Annotated in this window: 21 protein-coding genes; 13 read left to right on the top strand and 8 right to left on the bottom strand. The window is 70.4% G+C overall.

Annotated features, from left to right (window positions below):
* Window positions 1–4: 4 nt before the first annotated feature.
* Both tal and tkt read right to left on the bottom strand, forming a co-directional pair.
* On the bottom strand, window positions 5–1,117 hold the full coding sequence (gene tal / locus PUT80_RS42345) for a transaldolase (RefSeq protein WP_037814657.1): 1,113 nt from the start codon (window positions 1,115–1,117) through the stop codon (window positions 5–7).
* Window positions 1,118–1,130: 13 nt separating this feature from the next.
* The gene (tkt, locus tag PUT80_RS42340) at window positions 1,131–3,230 is read right to left on the bottom strand and encodes a transketolase (protein WP_037814659.1); all 2,100 of its coding nucleotides are present in this window, start codon (window positions 3,228–3,230) and stop codon (window positions 1,131–1,133) included.
* A gap of 439 nt (window positions 3,231–3,669) precedes the next feature.
* On the opposite strand from tkt, the gene PUT80_RS42335 reads away from it, so the two are divergent.
* From PUT80_RS42335 to PUT80_RS42325, 3 genes are all read left to right on the top strand, one after another.
* Complete coding sequence (locus PUT80_RS42335; protein WP_037814661.1) at window positions 3,670–4,650, top strand: heme o synthase; 981 nt, start codon at window positions 3,670–3,672, stop codon at window positions 4,648–4,650.
* Between the two features lie 326 nt (window positions 4,651–4,976).
* A complete protein-coding gene (locus PUT80_RS42330; protein WP_275295517.1) occupies window positions 4,977–7,226 on the top strand; it encodes an AAA family ATPase in 2,250 nt (749 codons plus the stop codon).
* Window positions 7,227–7,289: 63 nt separating this feature from the next.
* Window positions 7,290–7,805: an FKBP-type peptidyl-prolyl cis-trans isomerase gene (locus PUT80_RS42325; RefSeq protein WP_275295516.1), complete on the top strand. Its 516-nt coding sequence runs from the start codon at window positions 7,290–7,292 to the stop codon at window positions 7,803–7,805.
* Between the two features lies 1 nt (window position 7,806).
* Here PUT80_RS42325 and PUT80_RS42320 read toward each other — a convergent pair whose 3' ends face one another.
* Window positions 7,807–8,778, bottom strand: a complete 972-nt coding sequence (locus PUT80_RS42320; protein WP_037814666.1) for a quinone oxidoreductase — start codon at window positions 8,776–8,778, stop codon at window positions 7,807–7,809.
* Between the two features lie 92 nt (window positions 8,779–8,870).
* Between PUT80_RS42320 and PUT80_RS42315 the strand changes: the two genes are divergently transcribed.
* Both PUT80_RS42315 and PUT80_RS42310 read left to right on the top strand, forming a co-directional pair.
* The gene (locus PUT80_RS42315) at window positions 8,871–9,188 is read left to right on the top strand and encodes a hypothetical protein (RefSeq protein ID WP_009075903.1); all 318 of its coding nucleotides are present in this window, start codon (window positions 8,871–8,873) and stop codon (window positions 9,186–9,188) included.
* Complete coding sequence (locus PUT80_RS42310; protein ID WP_275295515.1) at window positions 9,185–10,048, top strand: hypothetical protein; 864 nt, start codon at window positions 9,185–9,187, stop codon at window positions 10,046–10,048. The genes PUT80_RS42315 and PUT80_RS42310 overlap by 4 nt, the downstream gene beginning before the upstream one ends.
* A gap of 79 nt (window positions 10,049–10,127) precedes the next feature.
* Here the strand turns inward: PUT80_RS42310 and PUT80_RS42305 are convergent, their stop codons facing one another.
* The 5 genes from PUT80_RS42305 to mptB all read right to left on the bottom strand — a co-directional run bounded on the left by PUT80_RS42305 (window position 10,128) and on the right by mptB (window position 15,622).
* A complete protein-coding gene (locus PUT80_RS42305) occupies window positions 10,128–11,063 on the bottom strand; it encodes an acyl-CoA desaturase (protein WP_275295514.1) in 936 nt (311 codons plus the stop codon).
* Between the two features lie 95 nt (window positions 11,064–11,158).
* On the bottom strand, window positions 11,159–12,130 hold the full coding sequence (locus tag PUT80_RS42300) for a COX15/CtaA family protein (RefSeq protein ID WP_275295513.1): 972 nt from the start codon (window positions 12,128–12,130) through the stop codon (window positions 11,159–11,161).
* A 142-nt stretch (window positions 12,131–12,272) separates the two neighbouring features.
* Entirely contained in the window at window positions 12,273–13,061 is a 789-nt protein-coding gene (locus PUT80_RS42295; RefSeq protein WP_043827456.1) for an ABC transporter permease, read from the bottom strand.
* Complete coding sequence (locus tag PUT80_RS42290; RefSeq protein WP_037814674.1) at window positions 13,058–13,984, bottom strand: ABC transporter ATP-binding protein; 927 nt, start codon at window positions 13,982–13,984, stop codon at window positions 13,058–13,060. Before PUT80_RS42290 ends, PUT80_RS42295 begins: the two co-directional genes overlap by 4 nt.
* 6 nt (window positions 13,985–13,990) lie before the next feature.
* Window positions 13,991–15,622, bottom strand: coding sequence for a polyprenol phosphomannose-dependent alpha 1,6 mannosyltransferase MptB (gene mptB / locus PUT80_RS42285; RefSeq protein WP_275295522.1), 1,632 nt, complete (start codon window positions 15,620–15,622; stop codon window positions 13,991–13,993).
* A gap of 370 nt (window positions 15,623–15,992) precedes the next feature.
* On the opposite strand from mptB, the gene PUT80_RS42280 reads away from it, so the two are divergent.
* The 8 genes from PUT80_RS42280 (at window position 15,993) to PUT80_RS42245 (ending at window position 22,958) form a co-directional block, all read left to right on the top strand.
* Complete coding sequence (locus tag PUT80_RS42280) at window positions 15,993–16,775, top strand: metalloregulator ArsR/SmtB family transcription factor (RefSeq protein WP_275295521.1); 783 nt, start codon at window positions 15,993–15,995, stop codon at window positions 16,773–16,775.
* Complete coding sequence (gene sufB / locus PUT80_RS42275; protein WP_037814676.1) at window positions 16,772–18,220, top strand: Fe-S cluster assembly protein SufB; 1,449 nt, start codon at window positions 16,772–16,774, stop codon at window positions 18,218–18,220. The genes PUT80_RS42280 and sufB overlap by 4 nt, the downstream gene beginning before the upstream one ends.
* A complete protein-coding gene (sufD, locus tag PUT80_RS42270) occupies window positions 18,221–19,393 on the top strand; it encodes a Fe-S cluster assembly protein SufD (RefSeq protein ID WP_043827459.1) in 1,173 nt (390 codons plus the stop codon).
* A 32-nt stretch (window positions 19,394–19,425) separates the two neighbouring features.
* The gene (sufC, locus tag PUT80_RS42265; RefSeq protein WP_037814678.1) at window positions 19,426–20,196 is read left to right on the top strand and encodes a Fe-S cluster assembly ATPase SufC; all 771 of its coding nucleotides are present in this window, start codon (window positions 19,426–19,428) and stop codon (window positions 20,194–20,196) included.
* 50 nt (window positions 20,197–20,246) lie between these two features.
* A complete protein-coding gene (locus tag PUT80_RS42260) occupies window positions 20,247–21,563 on the top strand; it encodes a cysteine desulfurase (RefSeq protein WP_275295512.1) in 1,317 nt (438 codons plus the stop codon).
* Window positions 21,560–22,009 (top strand): Fe-S cluster assembly sulfur transfer protein SufU, encoded by a 450-nt coding sequence (gene sufU, locus PUT80_RS42255; RefSeq protein ID WP_037814681.1) that lies wholly within the window; start codon window positions 21,560–21,562, stop codon window positions 22,007–22,009. The genes PUT80_RS42260 and sufU overlap by 4 nt, the downstream gene beginning before the upstream one ends.
* A complete protein-coding gene (locus PUT80_RS42250; protein WP_037814682.1) occupies window positions 22,006–22,404 on the top strand; it encodes a metal-sulfur cluster assembly factor in 399 nt (132 codons plus the stop codon). Before sufU ends, PUT80_RS42250 begins: the two co-directional genes overlap by 4 nt.
* A gap of 128 nt (window positions 22,405–22,532) precedes the next feature.
* Window positions 22,533–22,958, top strand: coding sequence for a hypothetical protein (locus PUT80_RS42245; protein ID WP_037814686.1), 426 nt, complete (start codon window positions 22,533–22,535; stop codon window positions 22,956–22,958).
* Window positions 22,959–22,981 lie beyond the last annotated feature (23 nt).

Raw genomic sequence — 22,981 nt, 5'->3', positions numbered from 1 at the left:
TGGTTCAGCCCCTCGCTTTGTTCAGCTGCCCGGTCACCGTGTCCAGCAGTTCCTGCCAGGACTTCTCGAACTTCTCGACGCCTTCGGTCTCCAGCGTCACGAACACGTCCGGCACGTCGATGCCGGCCGCCGACAGCTTGTCGAAGATCGCCTGCGCCTGCTCGCCCTTTCCGGAAACCGTGTCGCCGGTGATCTCGGCGTGGTCGGCGACCGAGTCCATGGTCTTCTCGGGCATCGTGTTCACGACGTCCTTGACCACGAGCTGGTCGACGTACCGGGTGTCGGAGTAGGCCGGGTCCTTCACGCCGGTGGAGGCCCACAGCGGACGCTGCGCGTTCGCCCCCGCCTCGGCGAGCGCCTTCCACTGGTCCGTGGCGAACAGCTTCTCGAAGGCCGCGTACGCGAGCCGCGCGTTGGCGATGGCCGCCTCGCCCAGCAGCGCCTTGGCCTCGTCAGTGCCGATCGCGTTCAGCCGCTTGTCGACCTCGCTGTCCACCCGGGACACGAAGAACGACGCGACCGAGTGGATGCCCTTGAGGTCGTGGCCGTTGGCCTTCGCCTGCTCGAGACCGGCGAAGAAGGCCTTGATGACGGCCTCGTAGCGCTCGACGGAGAAGATCAGTGTGACGTTGACGCTGATGCCCTCGGCGAGCACCGCGGTGATCGCGGGCAGGCCCTCTTCGGTCGCCGGGATCTTGATCATCACGTTCGGCCGGTCGACGGTCTTCCACAGGTCCTTGGCCTCGGCCACCGTCTTGTCGGTGTCCTTCGCCAGGCGCGGGTCCACCTCGATGGACACGCGGCCGTCGACGCCGTTCGTGGCGTTGTACACGTCGCGGAACAGGTCCGCGGCGTTGCGCACGTCGGTGGTGGTCAGTTCCCGGACGGTGCCGTCGAGGTCCGCACCGCGCGCGGCGAGGTCGTTGACCTGCTCGTCGTAGGCGGCGCCCTTCGACAGCGCGTTCGCGAAGATCGTCGGGTTGGTGGTCACGCCGACGACGTGCTTGTCGCGGATGAGCCCGGCGAGGTTGCCCGAGTTCAGGCGCTCCCGCGAGAGGTCGTCCAGCCAGATCGAGACGCCTGCTTCGGACAGCTGTGCGAGCCGATCAGTGCTCATGGTTGCTCTCCCTTCAGTTCTTGGTGTTGGCGATCGAGCGGCGGGCGGCGTCGACCACGGCCTCGGCGGTGAAGCCGAACTCGCGGAAGAGCGTCGCGGCGTCGGCCGAGGCGCCGTAGTGCTCGATCGACACGTTCTCGCCGGCGTCGCCGGTGAAGCGCTGCCACGGCATCGCGATCCCGGCCTCGACCGAAACGCGGGCCTTGACCGTCGGCGGCAGGACGGCGTCCTTGTAGTCCTGGTCCTGCGCGTCGAACCACTCGACGCACGGCATCGAGACCACGCTGGCGGGGATGCCGTCGGCCTCGAGGGTCTTGCGCGCCTCGACGGCCAGCTGGACCTCGGAACCGGTCGCGATCAGCACGACCTCCGGGGCGCCGTTGGACGCCTCGGCCAGCACGTAGCCGCCCTTCTTGACGCCCTCGGCGTTCGTGCCCTCCAGCACCGGCACGTTCTGCCGGGTCAGCGCGAAGCCGGACGGGTGGTGCACGTCCTCCAGCACGGCCTTCCACGCGTACGCGGTCTCGTTGGCGTCCGCCGGGCGGACGACGTTGAGGCCCGGGATGGCGCGCAGCGCGGCGATCTGCTCGATCGGCTGGTGCGTCGGGCCGTCCTCGCCGAGACCGATCGAGTCGTGTGTCCACACGTAGATGACCGGGGCCTTCATCAGCGCGGCGAGCCGGACCGGCGGGCGCATGTAGTCGGAGAAGGTGAGGAAGGTCGCGCCGTACGGGCGGGTGCCGCCGTGGAGCGCGATGCCGTTGAGGATCGAGCCCATCGCGTGCTCGCGGATGCCGAAGTGCAGCGTGCGGCCGTACGGGTTGGTCTTCCACATGTCGGTGCCGGCCGCGGCCGGGCCGAACGAGTCGGCGCCCTTCATGGTGGTGTTGTTGCTCTCCGCGAGGTCCGCGGAACCGCCCCACAGCTCGGGCAGCGGCTCGGCCAGCGCGTTGAGCACCTCGCCGGAGGCCTTGCGGGTGGCGATGCCCTTGGCGTCGGGCTCCCACGACGGCAGGTTGTCCGCGAAGCCCTCGGGCAGCGTGCGGGTCGACAGCCGGTCGGCCAGCTTCTTGCGCTCCGGGTTCGCCGCGGCCCACGCCTCGAAGCGCTCCTGCCACTCGGCGCGCTGCTTCTCGCCGCGCTCGATCGCCTGGCGGGTGTGCGCGAGCACGGCCTCGTCGACGTCGAAGTTCTTCTCCGGGTCGAAGCCCAGCGCCTTCTTGACGCCCGCGACCTCTTCCGCGCCCAGCGCCGCGCCGTGCGCCTTGCCGGTGTTCATCTTCGTCGGGGCCGGGTAGCCGATGATCGTGCGCAGCTGGATGAAGGACGGGCGCTGGGTCTCGGCTTGCGCCGCCTTGATGGCCGCCTCGATCGCGACGACGTCCTCGCCGCCCTCGACGGTCTGCACGTGCCAGCCATAGGCCTCGTAGCGCTTCGCGACGTCCTCGGACAGCGCGATGTTGGTGTCGTCCTCGATGGAGATCTTGTTGTCGTCGTAGAAGACGATCAGGTTGCCCAGCTCCTGGCGGCCCGCGATGGACGAGGCCTCGGAGGTGACGCCCTCTTCGATGTCGCCGTCGGAGGCGATCACGTAGATGTGGTGGTCGAAGATGCTCTCGCCGGCGGGGGCGTCCGGGTCCAGCAGGCCGCGCTCGCGGCGCGCCGCCATCGCCATGCCGACGCCGTTCGCGAGGCCCTGGCCCAGCGGGCCGGTGGTGGTCTCGACGCCCTTGGTGTGCCGGTACTCCGGGTGGCCCGGGGTCTTGGAGCCCCAGCGGCGCAGCTGCTCGAGGTCTTCCAGCTCCAGGCCGAACCCGGCCAGGTACAGCTGGATGTAGAGGGTCAGGCTGGAGTGCCCGGCGGAAAGCACGAACCGGTCGCGGGCGGGCCACTCCGGGTCGGCGGGGTCGTGCCGCATCGTGCGCTGGAACAGCGTGTACGCCAGCGGCGCCAGGCTCATCGCAGTGCCCGGGTGCCCGCTGCCGCATTTTTCGACGGCGTCCGCGGCCAGCACGCGGGCGGTGTCCACGGCGCGGGTGTCGGTCTCGGTCCAGTCGGCCGGCACGTTGCGCCGGAGCAAGGGGTTGGTCTCGCTGCTAGAGGTTTCGGACACTGAACTCGAACTCCTGCGTCGGTGAAGTGGTGGCTGTATTCCGTGCGTGCCGCTCAAGTGCTGCGGTGTGCGCCCTCAGTTATCTCAATCGATCCCGAAGGGACGATATTCCTGCTGGCGGCGCTGTGCAGGCGGAGCGAGCGGCCCGTCGCTGTCACCCTAGTGCGTACGCGTGCGCGCGAGCGCGGGCGCGCACCCTGCGGGTGAGGTGATCCTGCCCGCCTGTCTGTCTCCGGCTACCCGCCGCGGGCCGTCCCGACTCATCGCCGCCCGCCGCGGCGGACGTGACGGAGGGAACACCGCCGGGCGTGTCCCGGACCCGCGGGCGTCGGGCCGGTCCGTCACGTCTAACATCGATCGCGGGCCAGGCACGGAAGTTCTCCATGAGCACCACCTCTTCTTCCGCGCCGCCCGGCCCAGGACTGACTCAGGGAGAGAAATGTCGTTGGTGAACGCTGCGCACGGACGCAGTGAAGACACCAGCGCCGTACCCCCGGACGGCGGACGGCCGAGCGGGGCCCGGCGAAGCTTCCGCCAGGTGGCCGGCGCGTACGCCGCGCTGGCGAAGCCGCGCGTGATCGAGCTTCTCCTCGTCACCACGATCCCCGCGATGTTCCTCGCCGGGCGCGAGGTGCCGAACCCGTGGCTGGTGGTCGCGACGCTGGTCGGCGGCACCATGGCCGCGGGCAGCGCGAACGCGCTCAACTGCGTGATCGACAGCGACATCGACAAGGTCATGAACCGCACCAAGCGGCGGCCGCTCGTGAAGGACGCGGTGCCGCGGCGGAACGCGCTGATCTTCGGACTCGTCCTGGGCATCGCCTCGTTCGCCGTCCTGTACTTCACGGTGAACCTGCTGGCGGCGGTCCTCGCGATCGCGACCATCCTGTTCTACATCTTCGTCTACACCCTCGGCCTCAAGCGGCGGACGTCGCAGAACGTGGTCTGGGGCGGGGCCGCGGGCTGCATGCCGGTGCTGATCGGCTGGGTCGCGGTCACCGGCACCGTGCAGTGGCCGGCGTTCGTGATGTTCGGCGTGATCTTCTTCTGGACCCCGCCGCACACCTGGGCGCTGGGCATGAAGTACCGCGACGACTACGAGCGCGCGGGCGTGCCGATGCTCCCGGTCGTCGCGACCGCCGAGCACGTGGCCCGGCAGATCGTCATCTACTCGTGGGTGATGGTCGCCTGGACGCTGCTGCTGCTCCCGGTCACCAGCTGGCTGTACGCGACCTTCGCGATCCTCGCCGGCGGCTGGTTCCTCTTCTACGCGCACCGGCTGCAGGCCGCCGTGCACCGCGGCGAGGAGACCAAGCCGATGGCGCTGTTCCACCGGTCGAACACGTACCTGATGATCGTGTTCGTCGCGCTGGCGGTCGACTCGGCGATCGGCTTGCCGGTCCTCGGCCTGCCTTTCTGACCCGTTCTGACCCCGGTCGCCAAGCTGCCCCAATGTGGCATTGGGTGCATGTGACGCACCCAATGCGGCGTTCGGTGCGTCGGACGCACCCAATGCCACATTGGGGTGATGTCGCTGCTCAGGACGGTGCGGGGCCGGTCTGTGCCCCCGAGCGGGTTGGGCGGCGCTGCGGCTATTGCCGTGAGGGGAACCCTGAGGGAATCAGAGTCAATCAGGGTTCCCCTCACGGACTTCCGGGCCTGGCGAGGACCGGGCAGGAATGGCCCGGGATCCTCGCCGGTTGCACTCTTCCGGCCCCGATCCCGACCTGAAAGCAGGACCTTTCCTTGCCCGAGGAACCGGCCTACGAAGCCGAGCTGCGCCGCGAGCAGGCTTATGTCGACGCGCTGTTCGCGAAGCTCGACGCCGAACGCACCCAGACCCAGCGCCGCCTCGACGAGACCCTGCGCCAGACCGGCGGGACGCCGCAGGCGCGGACCGAACGCGAAGCCGCCACGAACCTGCACAGCGACCGGCTCGCCCAGCTCGGGTCGGTCGAACAGGGGCTGTGCTTCGGGCGGCTGGACTTCGTGCCCGGCAGCACCTCCGAAGACACCGAGGAAACCGCCTACATCGGACGGCTCGGGCTGTTCGACGAGAACGACGACTACCGGCCGCTGCTGATCGACTGGCGCGCGCCGGTCGCGCGGCCCTTCTACCTCGCCACCGCCGCTTCGCCGGACGGCGTGCGCCGCCGTCGCCACCTGCGGTCGCTGAGCCGTCGCGTCACCGGGTTCGACGACGAGATCCTCGACCTGACCGCCGCCGACCAGGGCCAGGACCTGGGGCTCGCCGGCGAGGCCGCGTTGCTGGCCGCGCTGGAGCGCCGCCGGACCGGCGAGATGGCCGACATCGTCGCCACCATCCAGGCCGAGCAGGACCGGATCATCCGCGCGCCGCTCGGCGGGGTCATGGTGGTGCAGGGCGCGCCGGGCACCGGCAAGACCGCGGTCGCGCTTCATCGCGCGGCGTATCTGCTCTACACGCACCGCCAGCAGCTGACCACGCGCGGCGTGCTCGTCGTCGGCCCGAACTCGACCTTCCTGCGCTACATCGGCCAGGTGCTGCCGTCGCTCGGCGAGACCGGCGTGCTGCTGTCGACCATCGGGCAGCTGTGGCCGGGCCTGGACGCGGACGGCGCAGAGTCGCCGGAAGCGGCCGAGGTGAAGGGCCGGCTGGTGATGGGCGAGGTCCTCGCCAAGGCGGTCCGCGACCGGCAAGGTGTACCCGATCCGGTGATCGAGATCGAGCACGAACGCGAGATCCTCAAGCTCGATCGGAAGACCTGCGCGCAGGCGCGCACCCGGGCTCGCCGTTCGCGCCGGCCGCACAACCTCGCGCGACGGCTGTTCGTCTCCGACGTGCTCGACGCGCTCACCCGGCAGGCCGCGCGTGCGCTGGGCGAGGACTTGCTGGACGCGCAGGACGTCCAGGACATCCGTGCCGAGCTCGCGTCGAGCCCCGCGGTGGCCGCCGCGCTGAACTCGCTGTGGCCGAAACTCACGCCCGCGGGCCTGCTGGACGACCTGTTCGCCGAGCGCGAACACCTCGACCGGGCGGCGGGCGAGCTGCTGTCCGAAGAGGACCGCAAGCACCTGGAGAGCGGCCGCGACGCGAAGTGGACGCCCGCCGACGTGCCGCTGCTCGACGAACTGGCCGAACTGCTCGGCAGCGACGACTCCGAGGAGGAGGCCGAGCAGAAGCGCCAGGAACGCGTCGAGCGCGCGTATGCCGAGGGCGTGCTGGACATCCTCGAGCAGGACGAGGAAATCCAGGACGAGGAGATCCTGCGGGTGTCCGACGTGCTGGACGCCGAGCTGTTCGCCGAACGCCAGCAGGCGCGCAGCGAGCTGACCGCGGCGCAGCGGGCGGCGCAGGACCGGACGTGGACGTTCGGGCACGTGATCGTGGACGAGGCGCAGGAACTGTCCGCGATGGACTGGCGCCTGCTGATGCGCCGCACGCCGAACCGGTCGATGACGCTGGTCGGCGACGTCGCGCAGACCGGGGCCGCCGGGGGAGCGCGGACCTGGGACGAGGTGCTGTCGCCCTACGTCGCGGACCGCTGGCGGCTCGAGCAGCTGACGGTGAATTACCGCACCCCGGCGGAGATCATGGCGGTCGCGGCGGGCGTGCTCGCCGAACTGGACGTGGACCTGGCCGCGCCCGCGTCGGTGCGGGAGACCGGGGTGCCGCCGTGGGGCGTGGAAATCGCCTCGCTGGACGAGGAACTGCCGTCGCTGGTGGCCGCGGAACTGTCCGCTGTGGACGGTGGGACGGTCGCGGTCCTGGTGCCGGGTTCGCGCATGGACGAGGTGCGGAAGCTGCTTCCGGAGGACGACCGGCTGAGCGTGCTGACCGTCGATCGTTCCAAGGGACTGGAGTTCGACGGGGTCGTGCTGGTGTCGCCGGACGAGATCGTGGCTGGCTCGGCGCGCGGGCTGAACGACCTGTACGTGGCGCTGACCAGGGCGACGCAGCGGCTCGGCGTGGTGCGGACTGGTCCGGCGGTGCCTGCGCTCGGCGGGCTTGGTTAACCCGGACCCCGCCCCGCCACCGCCCTCAACGGAACGGCTGCGCCGTGCGGATAAAGTCCGGGCATGCAGAACATCGGCAGGGCAGCTGTCCTCGGCGCGGTCGTGGCGGTGGCCGCGTTCGGCCTCACGGCCTGCGGCGGCGACAGCAGCGCGGCTCCGGCGACCCCGAGCCGCGAGTGCACCGCGGACGACATCAAGACCGCCGGGAACTTCGGCCAGGCGCCGACGATCACCATCCCGGACGACTGTGCCCCGCCGAAGAAGCTGCTCACCAAGGATCTGTCGGAGGGCACCGGGAAGGCCGCGGCCGCCGGGTCGAAGCTGTCCATGAACTACCTGGTCGTCACCTGGTCGAACAAGAAGAAGCTGGACAGCTCGTTCGACCGCGGCGAGCCGTTCGGCCTCGATCTCGGCACCGGCCAGGTGATCGAGGGCTGGGACAAGGGCCTCGTCGGCGTCAAACAGGGCGGGCGGCGGTTGATGATCATCCCGCCCGCCCTCGCCTACAAGGACGGCGGACGCGGCATCGCGCCCAACGAAACGCTGGTGTTCGTGACCGACGCCCTCTCGGTTTCCTGAGTCAGGGGATCAGCAGCAGCTTCCCGGTCGTCCGGCGTCCCTGCAGGTCCTCGTGGGCCTTGCGGGCGTCGGCGAGCGGGTAGCGGCCGCCGATGCGGACGTTCAGCGAACCGTCCTGCACGGCGGCGAACAGTTCGCCGGCGCGCCAGTCGAGTTCCTCGCGCGTGCGCAGGTAGTGGCCGAGCGTCGGGCGGGTCAGGAAGAGCGAGCCGCCGGAGTTGAGCCGTTGCGGGTCGACCGGCGGCACCGGGCCGCTGGCCGCGCCGAACAGCGCCAGGGTGCCGCGGATTTTCAGGCTCGCGAGGCTGCCGTCGAAGGTGCTCTTGCCCACGCCGTCGTAGACCGCGGCGACGCCTTCGCCGTTGGTCAGCTCGCGGGTCACGGCGGCGAAGTCCTCGCGGTCGTAGCGGATCACGTGGTCCGCGCCGGCGCCGCGAGCCAGTTCGGCCTTCTCGTCGGTGGACACGGTGCACAGCACTCGCGCGCCGCGCGCCTTCGCCAGCTGGACCAGCAGCAGACCGACGCCGCCGGCCGCCGCGTGGACGAGGATGTCGTCGCCCGCCTGGACTTCGTAGGTCGAACGCACCAGGTAGTGCGCCGTCATGCCCTGCAGCATCGTGGCGGCGGCGAGCTCGTCGGACACGCCGTCCGGCACCTTCACCGTGGCGCTGGCCGGGACCACCGCGCGCTGGGCGTAGCTGCCGAGCACGCCCTGCCAGGTCACACGGTCGCCGGGGGCGAACTCGGTGACGCCCTCGCCGGTCTCCACGACGGTCCCGGCGCCCTCGGAGCCGAGGACGAACGGCAGGTCGATCGGGTAGATGCCCTGGCGCTGGTAGGTGTCGATGTAGTTGACGCCCGCGGCGGCGAGGTCGACCAGCAGTTCGCCCGCGCCGGGCGGGCCGGGCTCGATCTCGGCCAGTTCCAGCACTTCCGGGCCGCCGGTCCGGGTCACCTGCACTGCGGTCGGCATCGTTCCTCCTCGAGATGGGCGCGTCTGGCGTCCACTATGGCCGAGAACACGGTCGGGCCGCGGGGGCGGGGGTCTCGGGTTAAGCTCCGGACGTGGCTGAGGAGACCGAAAACACGCCGACCGCGCCGACTGCCCGCCAGCTGGCGTCCGCCCGCGACTTCGTGGCGAAGCACGGGAAACCGTCGCGCGCCGTGGTCGAGAACATCGGCCTCGCCGGCGCGCGGGTCGTGCTCGTGGGCCCGGACGGGGCGATGGGCGACGTGCTGGTCGCCGGCGTCGAGACCGGGAACGCGCTGGTCGAGCAGGTCGACGACCTCGAGGCCGCGGAGTGGGACAGCGAAACCGTGAAGACGGTCAAAATCGGTGCCGCGCACCGGCGCAAGATGGCCGGGCCGCGAGCAGGCCGGTGACCCGCTCGGCGATTTTCGTCGGCTGCGCCGCGCTGCCCGAGGGCGACGGCGACGAGGCCGCGGTGCTGCCCGCGCTCGCGGACCTCGGATTCACTGTGAGCTGGGCGGCCTGGGACGCGGCCGCGGACTTCGCCTCGGCGGACATCGTCGTGCTGCGCGCCGCCTGGGACTACCCGGAGCGGCGCGAGGAATTCCTCAGCTGGTGCGAGGACGTGCCCGGGCTGAGCAATCCGGCCGCGGTCGTGCGGTGGAACACGGACAAGACGTATCTCGGCGAACTGCTCGACGCCGGGGTGCCGACAGTGCCGGTCGAGATCGTGCCGCCGGGGGAGAAGCCGCGCTGGCCGAAGAAGCCGTTCGTGGTGAAGCCTTCGGTGGGCGCGGGAGGCCGCGGCGCCGCCCGATTCGCCGCCGCCGGTGCGGACGCGGAGCAGCATCTGCGTGCTTTGCACGACGAGGGCCGCACGGGTCTGGTGCAGCCGTATCAGTCCAGTGTGGACGCTCAGGGCGAGATCGCGGTGACGTATTTCGGCGGCGTTTATTCGCACGCCTTCACGAAATTCGCGCCGCTGGAGTCCTCAATGGACAGTTCCGGCCTGTACCGGGAGGAGCGGCTCGCGGCCGCGGTCCCGGCCCCGGAGGTGCGCGCGGTGGCGGAGGACGCGCTGGACGCCGCTTGCGGGTTGCTCGGGATCTTGCGGGCGGAACTGCTTTACGCGCGAGTCGACCTGGTCCGCGGGGAGGACGGGCGTCCGCTGGTGCTGGAGCTGGAATTGACCGAGCCTTCGCTGGGTTTCCGACACGCGGACGCGGGCGCGCCGTTGCGGTTCGCGTCGGCGATGCGGCAGCAGCTGGCCTAGCCCCGCCCGGCAATGCTTGAAGGTCCGTGAAGGGCTCCTTGAGGGAATCAGATTCCCTCAAGGAGCCCTTCACGGACTGTCAGCCGGGTTGGTGGACGCGTTTAGTGGCGAGTCGTTCCGGCCGGGGCCATCGGACGTCAGTCGCCCAGCCGAGGCGTTCGAAGGCCCAGATCACCCGCGCCGAAACGTCCACCTGGCCGCGCAGGACGCCGTGCCGGGCGCAGGTCGGGTCGGCGTGATGGGAGTTGTGCCAGGACTCTCCCATGGACAACAGCGCCAGCGGCCAGAAGTTCGCGGCGCGGTCGCGGCTCGCGAACGGGCGGTCGCCGATCAGGTGGCACACCGAGTTCACCGACCAGGTCACGTGGTGCAGGAACGCGATCCGCACCAGCCCGGCCCAGAAGAACGCCGTCAGCGCGCCCTGCCAGGTGCCGCTGAAGGCCCAGCCGAGGGCGGCGGGCAGGGCGAGGCTGAGCGTGATCCACAGCCAGAAGAACCGGTTCACCAGACGCAGGTCGCGGTCGCCGACGAGGTCGGGCGCGAAACGGTCGGCGTTGGTGACCTCGCGCTGGAACATCCAGCCCATGTGCGCGTGCCAGAACCCGCGCAGCAGCGCCGCCGGCGACGTGCCGAACAGCCACGGCGAATGCGGATCGCCCTCGCGGTCGGAGAACGCGTGGTGGCGGCGGTGGCTCGCGACCCAGAAAATCACCGAACCCTGCACCGCCATGCTGCCCGCGATGGCTAGCGCGATCCGCAGCGGGCGGCCCGCTTTGAACGCGCCGTGGGTGAAATAGCGGTGGTACCCGACGGTCACGCCGAGCGTGGCCAGCACGTAGAAAACGGTCGCGAGGATCAGGTCGGTCCAGCCGATGCCCCACCCCCACACCAGCGGCACGGCGGCGATCAACGCGGCGAACGGCACGAGCAGGAACGTCTTCAGCACGAGCATCTCGGCGGTCCCGCGCCGGCCGGAGAGCAGGGGTTTGGCGGCACGGGCAGGGGCGGTCGGCATGGCGGCACCTCGGGCTTTTCGGAAAGCCGGACGGCGACGACGGTAAGCCGCGGACCTGTCCGCCGGGCCGACGCGCAGTTACGCCCGGATGACCGTCAGTTCGCGGTGGCGAGTTCCCGCTTCTCGGCGGGCTCCAGCGACGTGACCGGGCCCCGGTCGCGAGTGCCGGTCCACAGCACCGCCGTCACCACGATCACGAGCGCCGAGCCCAGCACGTGGAAGGACACCATCGCCTCGGGCACGCCCAGCGCGTACTGCACGGTCCCCAGAACACCCTGCAGCAGCGCGACAATCCACACCCACGCGTACCGCTGCCACACGCTCTTCGGCGCGCCGACGCGCATCAGCGTGAGCCCAAAGACCCCCAGCACGACGAGGTACGCGATCAGCAGTCCGCTGTGGATCCGGGCCAGCTGCTCGATCGGGGCGTCGAGGCGATGCGTGTTGACGTCGCCGCCGTGCGGGCCCGCGCCGGTGACCGTGGTGCCGGCGATGAGCACCGCCCACATCAGCACCGTCAGCAGCACCAGCATCTGCCGTCCCAGCTTCGGGACCAGCGGGCGCGCCGGTTCGTCTCCTTCGCGGAAGGCCTTCAGCAGCAGAACCGCCAGCCACACGAGCGGCGTCGAAGCGAGGAAGTGGATCGCGACCGTCCACCATTCCAGTTTCGCCAGCACCGTCAGCCCGCCGATGACCGCCTGCAGCACGACGCCGCCGGGCATCGTCCAGGCGAGCTTCACCAGCCGCTTGCGCTCCGGGTGGTCGATCTGGATCCGCCACGCGGTGAGCACGGCGAGCGCGGCCACCACGATCACGACGCCGGTCAGCATCCGGTTCGAGAACTCGATCCACTGCGTGACCGCGTCGATGCCGGAGTGCCGCACCGGCACCAGGCTGCCCGCGACGCACTGCGGCCAGGTCGGGCATCCCAGCCCGGACCCAGTCACCCGCACCACGGACCCGGTGACGCCGATGCCTGCCTGCGCGACCACCGCGGCGATCCCGACCGCGCGCTGAACCGCGGCGGACGGATACGGCAGGCGGGCGATCAAACTGCGAAGGGACACGCCGAAAGAATACTCGCGCGCGTTTTCCCGCCTGCACGCGGCGGTATTGTTCCGCCCGGATTTGCCAGCGTGCGCAAGGAATCGGGTGCGGCGGCGGTCACATTCCGGCGCGAAATTCCGCGCGGAAATCGCGGTGTGGGATTCAGGTGAGTTTTGTGGTTCGCGTCGCCAGCACCCCGGCCACCGCCGCCCACACCACCAGCACCGCGGCCGGTCCGAGCGGGAACTGGCCGTCCACCAGCGCCGCGCGCATGCCTTCGGCCAGCGCGCCGGAAGGCAGCAGCGACACCACGAACCCGACCCCGGACGGCAGCGCCGACGGGGCCAGCAGAATCCCGCCCGCCAGCAGCAGCACGAACCACACGATGTTCGCCAGCGCCAGCACGGCTTCCGCGCGCAACGCGCCGCCCAGCAGCACGCCCAGCGCGCCGAAAGCCAGCGTCCCCAGCACCAGCAGCACCACCGCGGAACCGATCCCGGCGGCCGACGGGGACCAGCCCAGGAAAGCCGCCACGATGCCGAGCACCACGGACTGCAGCGCCACCACGACCAGCGCCGCCACGACCCGTCCGGCCACCAGCAGCCAGCGCGGCAGCGCCGTCGCCGAAAGCCGCTTCAGCACGCCGTACCGCCGGTCGAAGCCGAGCGCGATCGCCTGGCCGGTGAACGCCGACGACATCACCGCCAGCGCGAGGATCCTCGGCGTCATCCAGTCCACTTTGGACGTCGAGCCGAGCTGGCTCGCCGGGAGGATGTCCAGCAGGCTCAGGCCGATCAGCAGCGCGAGTGGAATGATCAGGGTGAGCAGCAGCTGCTCGCCGTGCCGCAGGGTCAGCGCGGCCTCGACGCGCGCGTGCGTGCGCAGCATCTTGCCGAGCGAACCGCGGCCGGGCGCGGGGGCGAAAGTGCCCGCGGGGAACGGAGAACTCATGCGCGCAGCTCCCGTCCGGTGAGTTCGAGGAACACTTCTTCGAGCGTCCGCCGTCCGACTTGCAGTTGTTCGGGCAGCACGCCCTGTTGCGCGCACCAGGCGGTGACGGCGGAAACCACCTGCGGGTCGACCGCGCCCTCCACCAGGTACGAACCGGGCGCGGTTTCGCTGACCCGGTAGCCCTCCGGCAGCGCGGCCGCGAGCAGCGTCGTGTCGAGTTTCGTGCGGGCGCGGAACCGCAGCTGCGCCGCCTCGCCGGCCTCCAGGGTCAGCGCATGCGGCGTGCCTTCGACGACCACCTTGCCGTGGTCCACGATCACCACCTGGTCGGCCAGCGTTTCCGCTTCCTCCATCAGGTGGGTGGTGAGCAGGACGCTCACGCCGTCCGCGCGCAGGGCCGCGAGCAGGTCCCAGACCAGCCGCCGCGCCTGCGGGTCCATGCCCGCGGTGGGCTCGTCCAGGAACACCAGTTCGGGACGGCCGACCAGCGCGCACGCCAGCGAAAGCCGTTGCTGCTGCCCGCCGGAGAGCCGTTTGAACGGGGTCCGCTTCGCGCCGGCCAGCCCGAGCACGTCGAGCAGCCACGCCGGATCGTGCGGGTTCGCCGCGCAGGAAGCCACTAGCCGCAGCATCTCCTCCGCGCGCACGCCCGGGTACGCGCCGCCGCCCTGGGGCATGATGCCGACGCGGGGGCGGAGCCGGGAGCTGTCCGCGACGGGGTCGAGGCCGAGCACGCGCACCCGGCCCGCGTCAGGTCTGCGGAAACCCTCGCAAATCTCGACAGTGGTCGTTTTTCCGGCGCCGTTCGGCCCGAGCAGGGCCAGCACGCAGCCACGCTCCATGCGCAGGTCGATGCCGTCGACCGCGGTGGTGGAGCCGTAGCTTTTCGCCAAGCCGGAGATCTCGACGGCGGGGTTGTCCACAACGAATCACGATACGACGTCGGCGGGCGCGCGCGGTGCTGGGGACGCCGGAGGTGTCCTGGACAACAGCAGCGGCGAAACCCGGTACACGATCGCGAGGCCGCCGAGGGTCACCAGAGCGGCCGCGCCGTAGGCCCACGGCAGGACGTAGGAGCGGCCGTCGAAGGTGCCGCCGGTGGGCGGCAGCAGGAACGGCAGCCCGGCGCTGATGACCGTGGCGACGACCCGGAACCGCGACGTCCCGGCCGCGGCGGCGAGCGGGATCACCGCCCACAGCAGGTACCAGGGCTGGAGGTTGATCTGCAGGATCATCGCCGCGCCCAGCGAAACGCCGAGCCCGATGATCGGCCGGTACCGCCATTTGAAGCTGGCCCACAGGAATTTGATCGTGACGGCCGCGGTGATCGCGTTGCCGAGCGTGCCGAGGATCGGCACCAGCGCGTCGGTGTGGTTGCCCAGTCCGAGCGTGATGCCGAGGACGCCGCTGAGGTTCGCGATCTCCGCGGTGGGGGAGATGAACGACCGCACCAGCCCCGGCGTGCTCGCCGTCGCGCCGATCCAGCCGAAGCCCAGCCCGGTGCCGACGCAGATCGCGGTGAGCACCACGCCGAACAGCAGCGCCATCGGCGCGCCCGCCCACACCAGGTCCTTCAGCCGCCCGTGCCATCTGCGCGCGACCATCACCGACAGGAACGGCAGCGCCAGCACCGCCGGGATCTTCACGGTGGCGCCGACTGTGATGATGACGACGCCGAGCGCGATGAAGAGCAATTCGCCCTTCGCCAGCGGCGGCGGACTGTCTCCCTTCACCCGCACCGGCAGCCGCCGGATGCCGATCTCCAGCCCGGCCACCATGAGCCCGATCGCCAGCGAATCGTTGTGCGCACCCGCGACGAAATGGAAGATCAGCAACGGGTTCGCCGCGCCGAGCCACAGCGCGGTGGCCGGCTGCACGCCGAACCGCCGGGCCAGCCGCGGCACCGCCCACACGATCAGCAGCACGCCCACCATCGCGAGGCCGCGCTGCAGCAGCACGCCGACGACGATGTTGTTGCCGCCGACCGGGGCCAGCCACCCGCCGAGCCGCAGCAGCAGCGGGCCGTACGGGGCGGGCGTCTCGCGCCAGATGTTGGTGACGCCCGCGGTGAGCGGGTCCGCGACGCCGAGCGCCTGCGCCGGGCCGAGCTGGTACGGGTCCATGCCGCGGTGCACGATCTCGCTCTGCGCGAGATAGCTGTAGACGTCGCGGGAGAACAGCGGCGGGATCAGCAGCAGCGGCGCGACCCACATCGCGACGGTGCGGGCGAGCTGCCCGCTGGTGGCCAGCCGCGCGCTCGCCGGACGGGCGAACCGGGCGAGCATGAGCCAGCTCAGCACCAGGATGCCCATCCCGGAGAACGCGATCGCGAGCGAGACCGTCGGGATCCGGATGAACAGCCGCAGCACCGGCAGGTCCTGCACCGGGTTGATCACCGGCGCGGCGCCGGCCCCGAGCGAGCCGAGCGCGAGGAACAGCGAGCCGACCGTGCCGAAGCGGCGGACCGCGTCGAGGCCGCGGGTCTCGGCGGCGTTCAGCGGATCGGTGCGGCGCGGGCCGACCGGCGACGGCGCGGCACCGGGGGCAGGCGGAGCGGCCACGGCACCGTCAGCGTCGCCCGGTTCGCCGGATAAGTCCGGTTCCGGGGCCCGCTGGTCCGGGTGTTCGCCGACTGCCACGACCGGAAGCGTATCGACTCCGGTTCGAGGGGTGTATCGAGCCGTTCGGTCCCCGGCGGCTGTCGGTCCGTGAAGGGCTCCTTGAAGGAATCTGATTCCCTCAAGGAGCCCTTCACAGACCTGGGCCGGGTGCCGCCGCGGCGAGGCGCGTCCGGAGGTGAGTCGGGTCACTGGGCGACACCCCGCCTTTGCCCGGCGGCCGGAAATAAGACACACTTGTGTTGTGAAAAAGAGCGGGACCACCGGCGAGGGGCGCGGCGAGCAGCCGCGCACCGCGGCTGTCGGCGTTCCCGTGCAGGTCAGCGCCGCGAACGTGGCCGAGGGGCGCACCCGGCACGAGGTCGCCCGGCTGTTGCTGGAGCAGGGCCCGATGACCGCCGTGGTGGTCGCCGAGCAGCTCGGGATCAGCCCGACCGCGATCCGGCGGCACCTCGACGCGCTGCAGGCCGACGGCGAGGCCGAGACCCGCGACGCCCCCCGCAAGGGCCCGCGCGGACGCGGCCGCCCGGCCAAGCTGTTCCTGCTCACCGAAGCGGGCCGCGCCCGGTTCGGGCACGCCTACGACGACCTCGCGGTCTCGGCCATCCGCTTCCTCGCCGAGCACGCCGGCCCGGACGCGGTGCGCGCGTTCGCCGAGCGCCGGGTCGAGGGGCTCGTCGGGCCGCACCGGCAGGCGATCACCGGATCGGCTGATCCGGTCGAGCGCGCCGAGGCCCTCGCCACCGCGCTGAGCAGGGAGGGCTACGCTGCCTCGACCCGTCAGGTCGGGGCGGGGACCCCCGCCGCGAACGTCGGCGCGCAGCTGTGCCAGCACCACTGCCCGGTCGCGCACGTCGCCGCGGAATTCCCGCAGCTGTGCGAGGCCGAGACGGAAGCGTTCGCGAAGCTGCTGGGCACCCACGTCCAGCGGCTGGCGACCATCGCGCGCGGAGACAACGCGTGCACCACACACGTACCCGCCGGACCGGCGGGTATCCCGGCCCATCCCGAGCCGGACCGCACGACGCCCGGATCAGCGGCCCCGCCGCCCGAAGGGCACGCACCACGGATCCCGAATGGAGGGAAACCCGCATGACTGCCGCTGCCGAGCAGCGCACTCCCACCACCGAGCCGTTGAGCCAGGAAGAGACCATCGCGTCCCTTGGCAACTACGCCTTCGGCTGGGCGGACTCCGACGAGGCTGGCGCCAGCGCCCGCCGCGGCCTGAACGAGGATGTCGTCCGCGACATCTCCGCGAAGAAGTCCGAGCCCGAGTGGATGCGCGACGCCCGATTGAAGGCGCTCAAGCTGTTCGACCTCAAGCCGATGCCGAACTGGGGCGCCGACCTCTCGGGGATCGACTTCGACAACATCAAGTACTTCGTGCGGTCCACCGAGAAGCAGGCGGCCAGCTGGGAAGACCTGCCCGAGGACATCAAGAACACCTACGACAAGCTGGGCATCCCCGAGGCGGAGAAGCAGCGCCTCGTGGCCGGCGTCGCCGCGCAGTACGAGTCCGAGGTCGTCTACCACCAGATCCGCGAGGACCTGGAGGAGCAGGGCGTCCTGTTCCTGGACACCGACTCCGCGCTGCGCGAGCACCCGGAGATCTTCCAGGAGTACTTCGGCTCCGTGATCCCGGCGGGCGACAACAAGTTCTCCGCGCTGAACACGGCGGTGTGGTCCGGCGGCTCGTTCATCTACGTGCCGAAGGGCGTGCACGTCGAGATCCCGCTGCAGGCCTACTTCCGGATCAACACCGAGAACATGGGCCAGTTCGAGCGGACGCTGATCATCGTCGACGAGGACGCCTACGTCCACTACGTCGAGGGCTGCACCGCGCCGATCTACCAGTCGGACTCGCTGCACTCCGCGGTCGTCGAGATCATCGTGAAGAAGGGCGCCCGCTGCCGCTACACGACGATCCAGAACTGGTCGAACAACGTCTACAACCTGGTCACCAAGCGCGCCAAGTGCGAAGAGGGCGCGACCATGGAGTGGGTCGACGGCAACATCGGCTCCAAGGTGACCATGAAGTACCCGTCGGTCTTCCTCATGGGCGAGCACGCCAAGGGCGAGGTCCTCTCGGTCGCGTTCGCGGGCGAGGGCCAGCACCAGGACGCCGGGGCCAAGATGGAGCACCTCGCGCCGCACACGTCCTCGACCATCGTGTCGAAGTCGGTCGCGCGCGGCGGCGGCCGGACCTCCTACCGCGGCCTGGTCAAGGTCGCGAAGCGGGCGCACCACTCGCGCTCCAGCGTGGTCTGCGACGCCCTGCTGGTGGACACGATCTCGCGGTCGGACACGTACCCGTACGTGGACATCCGCAACGACGAGGTGTCCATGGGCCACGAGGCCACCGTGTCCAAGGTCAGCGAAGAGCAGCTGTTCTACCTGATGTCGCGCGGCCTCGACGAGGCCGAGGCGATGGCGATGATCGTGCGCGGGTTCGTCGAGCCCATCGCGCGCGAGCTGCCGATGGAATACGCGCTCGAGCTGAACCGCCTGATCGAGCTGCAGATGGAAGGGTCCGTCGGCTAAATGTCCGTGGCAGAGAACAACGTTTCCGAAGCGGTCCGCGAGGGGGTCGTCGTTCCGGCGGCCTCCCGCGCGGAGCGCTTCACCTCCTACGACGTCGAGGCCTTCGAGGTTCCCGGCGGGCGTGAGGAAAACTGGCGCTTCACGCCGATGAAGCGCCTGCGCGGCCTGCACGACGGTTCCGCCGTCGCCTCCGGCGAGATCACGCTGGAGACCGAGGCCGCGCCCGAGCTGAAGATCGAGACCGTCGGCCGCGACGACTCGCGGCTCGGCCAGGCGGGCGTGCCGAGCGACCGCATCGCCGCGCAGGCGTACTCCTCCTTCGCCAAGGCCACCGTCGTGACGGTGCCGAAGGAGACGAAGGCGTCGACGCCGTCGGTGCTGCGCATCCACGGCCCTGGCGAGGGCCAGGTCGCCTACGGGCACCTGCAGGTCCGCGCCGAGGCGTTCGCCGAAGCCGTGATCGTGCTCGACCACGTCGGGTCCGGCACCTACGCCGACAACGTCGAGTTCGTCATCGGCGACGGAGCCAAGGTCACCGTGGTCAGCGTCCAGGACTGGGCCGACGACGCGGTGCACGTCTCCGAGCAGCACCTCAAGCTGGGCCGCGACGCCGCGCTGCGGCACACCGTGATCACCCTGGGCGGAGACCTGGTCCGCATCTCGCCGACCGCGACCTTCACCGACAAGGGCGGCGACGTCGACATGCTCGGCGTCTACTTCGCCGACGGCGGCCAGCACCAGGAGCACCGGCTCTTCGTCGACCACGCGGTGCCCAACTGCAAGTCGCGGGTCGGCTACAAGGGCGCGCTGCAGGGCGAGGGCGCGCACGCGGTGTGGATCGGCGACGTGCTGATCCGGGCCGCGGCCGAGTCCACCGACTCCTACGAGTTCAACCGCAACCTGGTGCTCACGCCCGGGGCGCGCGCGGACTCGGTGCCGAACCTGGAAATCGAGACCGGCGAGATCGAAGGCGCCGGCCACGCGAGCGCGACGGGAAGGTTCGACGACGAGCAGTTGTTCTACCTGCAGTCGCGCGGAATCGCCGAAGAAGCCGCCCGCCGCCTGGTCGTGCGCGGGTTCTTCCACGAAATCCTGGTGAAGATCGACGTCCCCGAGGTGCGCGAGCGCCTCGAAGCCGCGATCGAGGCCGAACTCGAAGCCGTCGGCGCCTGACGCCCTCCACCGCAGACTTTAGGAAACGAAGAATGGCTACCCTGGAAATCAAGGACCTGCACGCGTCGGTGACCACCGACGAAGGCGCCAAGGAGATCCTCAAGGGCGTCAACCTGACCATCCGGTCGGGCGAGACGCACGCGATCATGGGCCCGAACGGCTCCGGCAAGTCCACCCTGTCCTACGCGATCGCCGGCCACCCGAAGTACACGGTGACCTCCGGCGAGGTGCTGCTGGACGGCGAGAACGTGCTCGAGATGAGCGTCGACGAGCGCGCCCGCGCCGGCCTCTTCCTCGCCATGCAGTACCCGGTCGAGGTGCCCGGCGTCTCGATGTCGAACTTCCTGCGCACCGCGGCCACCGCGGTCCGGGGCGAGGCTCCCAAGCTGCGCCACTGGGTCAAGGAGGTCAAGGAGGAGATGGGCAAGCTCGGCATCTCCCAGGAGTTCGCCGAGCGCTCGGTGAACGAGGGCTTCTCCGGCGGCGAGAAGAAGCGCCACGAGATCCTGCAGCTGGCGCTGCTCAAGCCGAAGTTCGCGATCCTCGACGAGACCGACTCCGGCCTGGACGTCGACGCGCTGCGCGTCGTGTCCGAGGGCGTCAACGAGTACAAGGCGGGCAACGAGGTCGGCGTCATGCTGATCACGCACTACACCCGCATCCTGCGGCACATCACCCCGGACTTCGTGCACGTCTTCGCCGACGGCCGCATCGTCGAGTCCGGCGGCCGCGAACTGGCCGACGAGCTGGAGGAGAACGGCTACGTCAAGTACGTCGGCTCCGCCGAGCCAGCCAAGGCCTGACGTTCCCCGCGCCCCGTTCCCGACGACACCGAGAGAGAGGAGTTGGCTCGATGACCACCACGGCTTCGAACAGCCCGACCAACTCTGTTCCCCTTGACGTGGCGGCACTGCGTGCCGACTTCCCGATCCTGACGCGCACCGTGCGCGACGGGAAACCCTTGGTGTACCTGGACTCCGGAGCGACCTCGCAACGGCCGGTGCAGGTGCTCGACGCGGAACGGCGGTACGTGTTCACGTCGAACTCGGCCGTGCACCGCGGCGCCCACCAGCTGTCCGAAGAGGCCACCGACGCCTACGAATCCGCGCGCGCCAAGACCGCGGAATTCGTCGGCGCGGACCCGGAAGAGCTGGTGTTCGCCAAGAACGCGACCGAGGGCATCAACCTCGTGGCGTACGCGATGAGCAACGCCGCCACCGCCGGACCGGAAGCGGAGCGCTTCCGGATCGGCGAGGGCGACGAAATCGTCATCACCGAGATGGAGCACCACGCGAACCTCGTGCCGTGGCAGCAGTTGTGCCAGCGCACCGGGGCGACGCTGAAGTGGTTCAAGGTGACCGCCGAGGGCCGGCTCGATCTGTCCGACATGGACAATGTGATCACGCCGCGCACGAAGGTGGTCGCGTTCGCGCACCAGTCCAACGTGCTCGGCACGGTCAACCCGGTGGCCAAGCTGGTGGCCAAGGCGAAAGAGGTCGGCGCGCTGACCGTCCTCGACGCCTGCCAGTCCGTTCCGCACTTCCCGGTCGATTTCCACGCGCTGGACGTCGACTTCGCGGTGTTCTCCGGGCACAAGATGCTGGCCCCGTCCGGGATCGGCGTGCTGTACGGCCGGACCGAACTGCTGTCCGCGATGCCGCCGTTCCTGACCGGCGGTTCGATGATCGAGCTCGTCACGATGGAGCGCACCACGTTCGCCGCGCCGCCGCAGCGGTTCGAGGCCGGGGTGCCGATGACGTCGCAGGCGATCGGCCTCGGCGCGGCGGTGGACTACCTGTCCGCCATCGGGATGGACCGCGTCGCGGCGCACGAGCACGAGCTGGCCGCGGCCGCGATCGCGGGGATCAGCGCGATCCCGGGCGTGCGCATCGTCGGTCCGACCGACCTGGAGGACCGCGGCGCCACCGTCGCGTTCGTGATCGACGGCGTGCACCCGCACGACGCCGGCCAGGTGCTCGACAGCCTCGGCATCGCGGTGCGGGTGGGGCACCACTGCGCGTGGCCGCTGCACCGGGCGTGCTCGGTGCCCGCCACCGTGCGGGCGAGCTTCTACCTGTACAACACGCTGTCCGAAGTGGACGCTCTGGTCGCCGGGATCCGCGAGGCGCAGAAGTTCTTCGGGGTGGCCCAGGACGGGGCCGAGAAGTGAACCTGGAGAGCATGTACCAGGAGATCATCCTGGACCACTACAAAAACCCGCACGGGCGCGGCCTGCGCGATCCGTTCGACGCGGAGTCGTTCCAGGTCAACCCGACCTGCGGCGACGAGATCACCTTGCGGGTGAAGGTCAGCGACGGCAAAGTCGAGGACGTGTCCTACGACGGGCAGGGCTGCTCGATCAGCCAGGCGTCCGCGTCGGTCCTCACCGACCTGGTCGTCGGGCACACGGTCGACGAGGCGTTCACGACCATGGACGCGTTCGTGGAACTGATGCAGGGCAAGGGCAAGGTCGAACCGGACGAGGACGTACTGGAGGACGGCGTCGCGTTCGCCGGCGTCGCGAAGTACCCGGCGCGCGTGAAGTGCGCCCTGCTCGGCTGGATGGCGTTCAAGGACGCGGTGTCCAGCACCACCACAGGAGCTGAGAAGGCATGAGCGAAGAGACGGCCACCGACCCGCGCGAGGGGCGCACCGCCGCGGACCTGCCCGAGCAGTCCGCCGCCGTCCCCGCCGACATCGCCAAGATCGAGGACGTCGAGGAAGCGATGCGCGACGTCGTCGACCCGGAACTCGGCATCAACGTCGTGGACCTCGGCCTGGTCTACGACATCCGGGTCGAGACCGACAACACCGCGACGATCGACATGACGCTCACGTCCGCGGCGTGCCCGCTCACCGACGTGATCGAGGACCAGACGTCGGCCGCGCTGACGTCCGGCGGTCTCGTGAACGACTTCCGGATCAACTGGGTCTGGATGCCGCCGTGGGGCCCGGAGAAGATCACCGACGACGGTCGCGAGCAGTTGCGGGCGCTCGGGTTCACTGTCTGACGGTTTGTGCTTCGAGAAGGCCGCTCCCGGTTCGCCGGGGGCGGCTTTCGGCGTATCCGGGCTGGTGCTTTCGGGCGCTGCCGGGCGGAACGCCGGATTCTGTCGGGGGCGGGTGCTATTACTGGTCAATGACCGAACCCGACTCCGAATCCGTGCGTTCTTCCGAGGAAAGACCCAGCCGCGGCCTGGCCGTGGGAGCGGTGTCCGTGGCCGCGGTGAGTTTCTCGCTCGCGGTGCTCACCTGGCTGGCCTGGCTGCTGGTCCGGCCCCGGATGCTGACCGCCGGGGTGTATCCGCTCGTGGCCGAGGTGTTCGTCCTGGTGCTCGGTGCGTTGTGGTTCCTGGCGCTGCTGGCCGGGGTGCTCGCGGTGGTGCTGGGGCGGCTCGGGGGAGGACTGCGCTACGGCGGCGATCTGGCCCGCAAAGGCGCGCTGCTGGGCGGGCTGACGGTGGTGGTGGCGCTGGCCGGGACGGTCGCGTTCACGGTTAGTCCTGGGTTGATGCCTGCTTATGGGGATGTTGGGCGGCCGCTTAATTCGATCCTTCGGGAGTAGGGGTTGTATAACGGCCTATACGG

The sequence above is a fragment of the Amycolatopsis sp. La24 genome (genome assembly GCF_029087445.1).
GTDB lineage: Bacteria > Actinomycetota > Actinomycetes > Mycobacteriales > Pseudonocardiaceae > Amycolatopsis > Amycolatopsis nivea.
The sequence above is the reverse complement of the archived record's forward strand: the minus strand, read 5'-3'. Positions and strand labels throughout refer to the sequence as shown.

Coding starts and splice junctions, on each gene's coding strand:
- PUT80_RS42305 (WP_275295514.1), bottom strand. CDS start 11,063: ATGCCGACCGCCCCTGCCCGTGCCGCCAAACCCCTGCTCTCCGGCCGG.
- PUT80_RS42245 (WP_037814686.1), top strand. CDS start 22,533: ATGACCGAACCCGACTCCGAATCCGTGCGTTCTTCCGAGGAAAGACCC.
- tal (WP_037814657.1), bottom strand. CDS start 1,117: ATGAGCACTGATCGGCTCGCACAGCTGTCCGAAGCAGGCGTCTCGATC.
- PUT80_RS42250 (WP_037814682.1), top strand. CDS start 22,006: ATGAGCGAAGAGACGGCCACCGACCCGCGCGAGGGGCGCACCGCCGCG.
- sufC (WP_037814678.1), top strand. CDS start 19,426: ATGGCTACCCTGGAAATCAAGGACCTGCACGCGTCGGTGACCACCGAC.
- PUT80_RS42260 (WP_275295512.1), top strand. CDS start 20,247: ATGACCACCACGGCTTCGAACAGCCCGACCAACTCTGTTCCCCTTGAC.
- PUT80_RS42335 (WP_037814661.1), top strand. CDS start 3,670: ATGTCGTTGGTGAACGCTGCGCACGGACGCAGTGAAGACACCAGCGCC.
- PUT80_RS42295 (WP_043827456.1), bottom strand. CDS start 13,061: ATGAGTTCTCCGTTCCCCGCGGGCACTTTCGCCCCCGCGCCCGGCCGC.
- PUT80_RS42320 (WP_037814666.1), bottom strand. CDS start 8,778: ATGCCGACCGCAGTGCAGGTGACCCGGACCGGCGGCCCGGAAGTGCTG.
- sufB (WP_037814676.1), top strand. CDS start 16,772: ATGACTGCCGCTGCCGAGCAGCGCACTCCCACCACCGAGCCGTTGAGC.
- PUT80_RS42325 (WP_275295516.1), top strand. CDS start 7,290: ATGCAGAACATCGGCAGGGCAGCTGTCCTCGGCGCGGTCGTGGCGGTG.
- sufD (WP_043827459.1), top strand. CDS start 18,221: ATGTCCGTGGCAGAGAACAACGTTTCCGAAGCGGTCCGCGAGGGGGTC.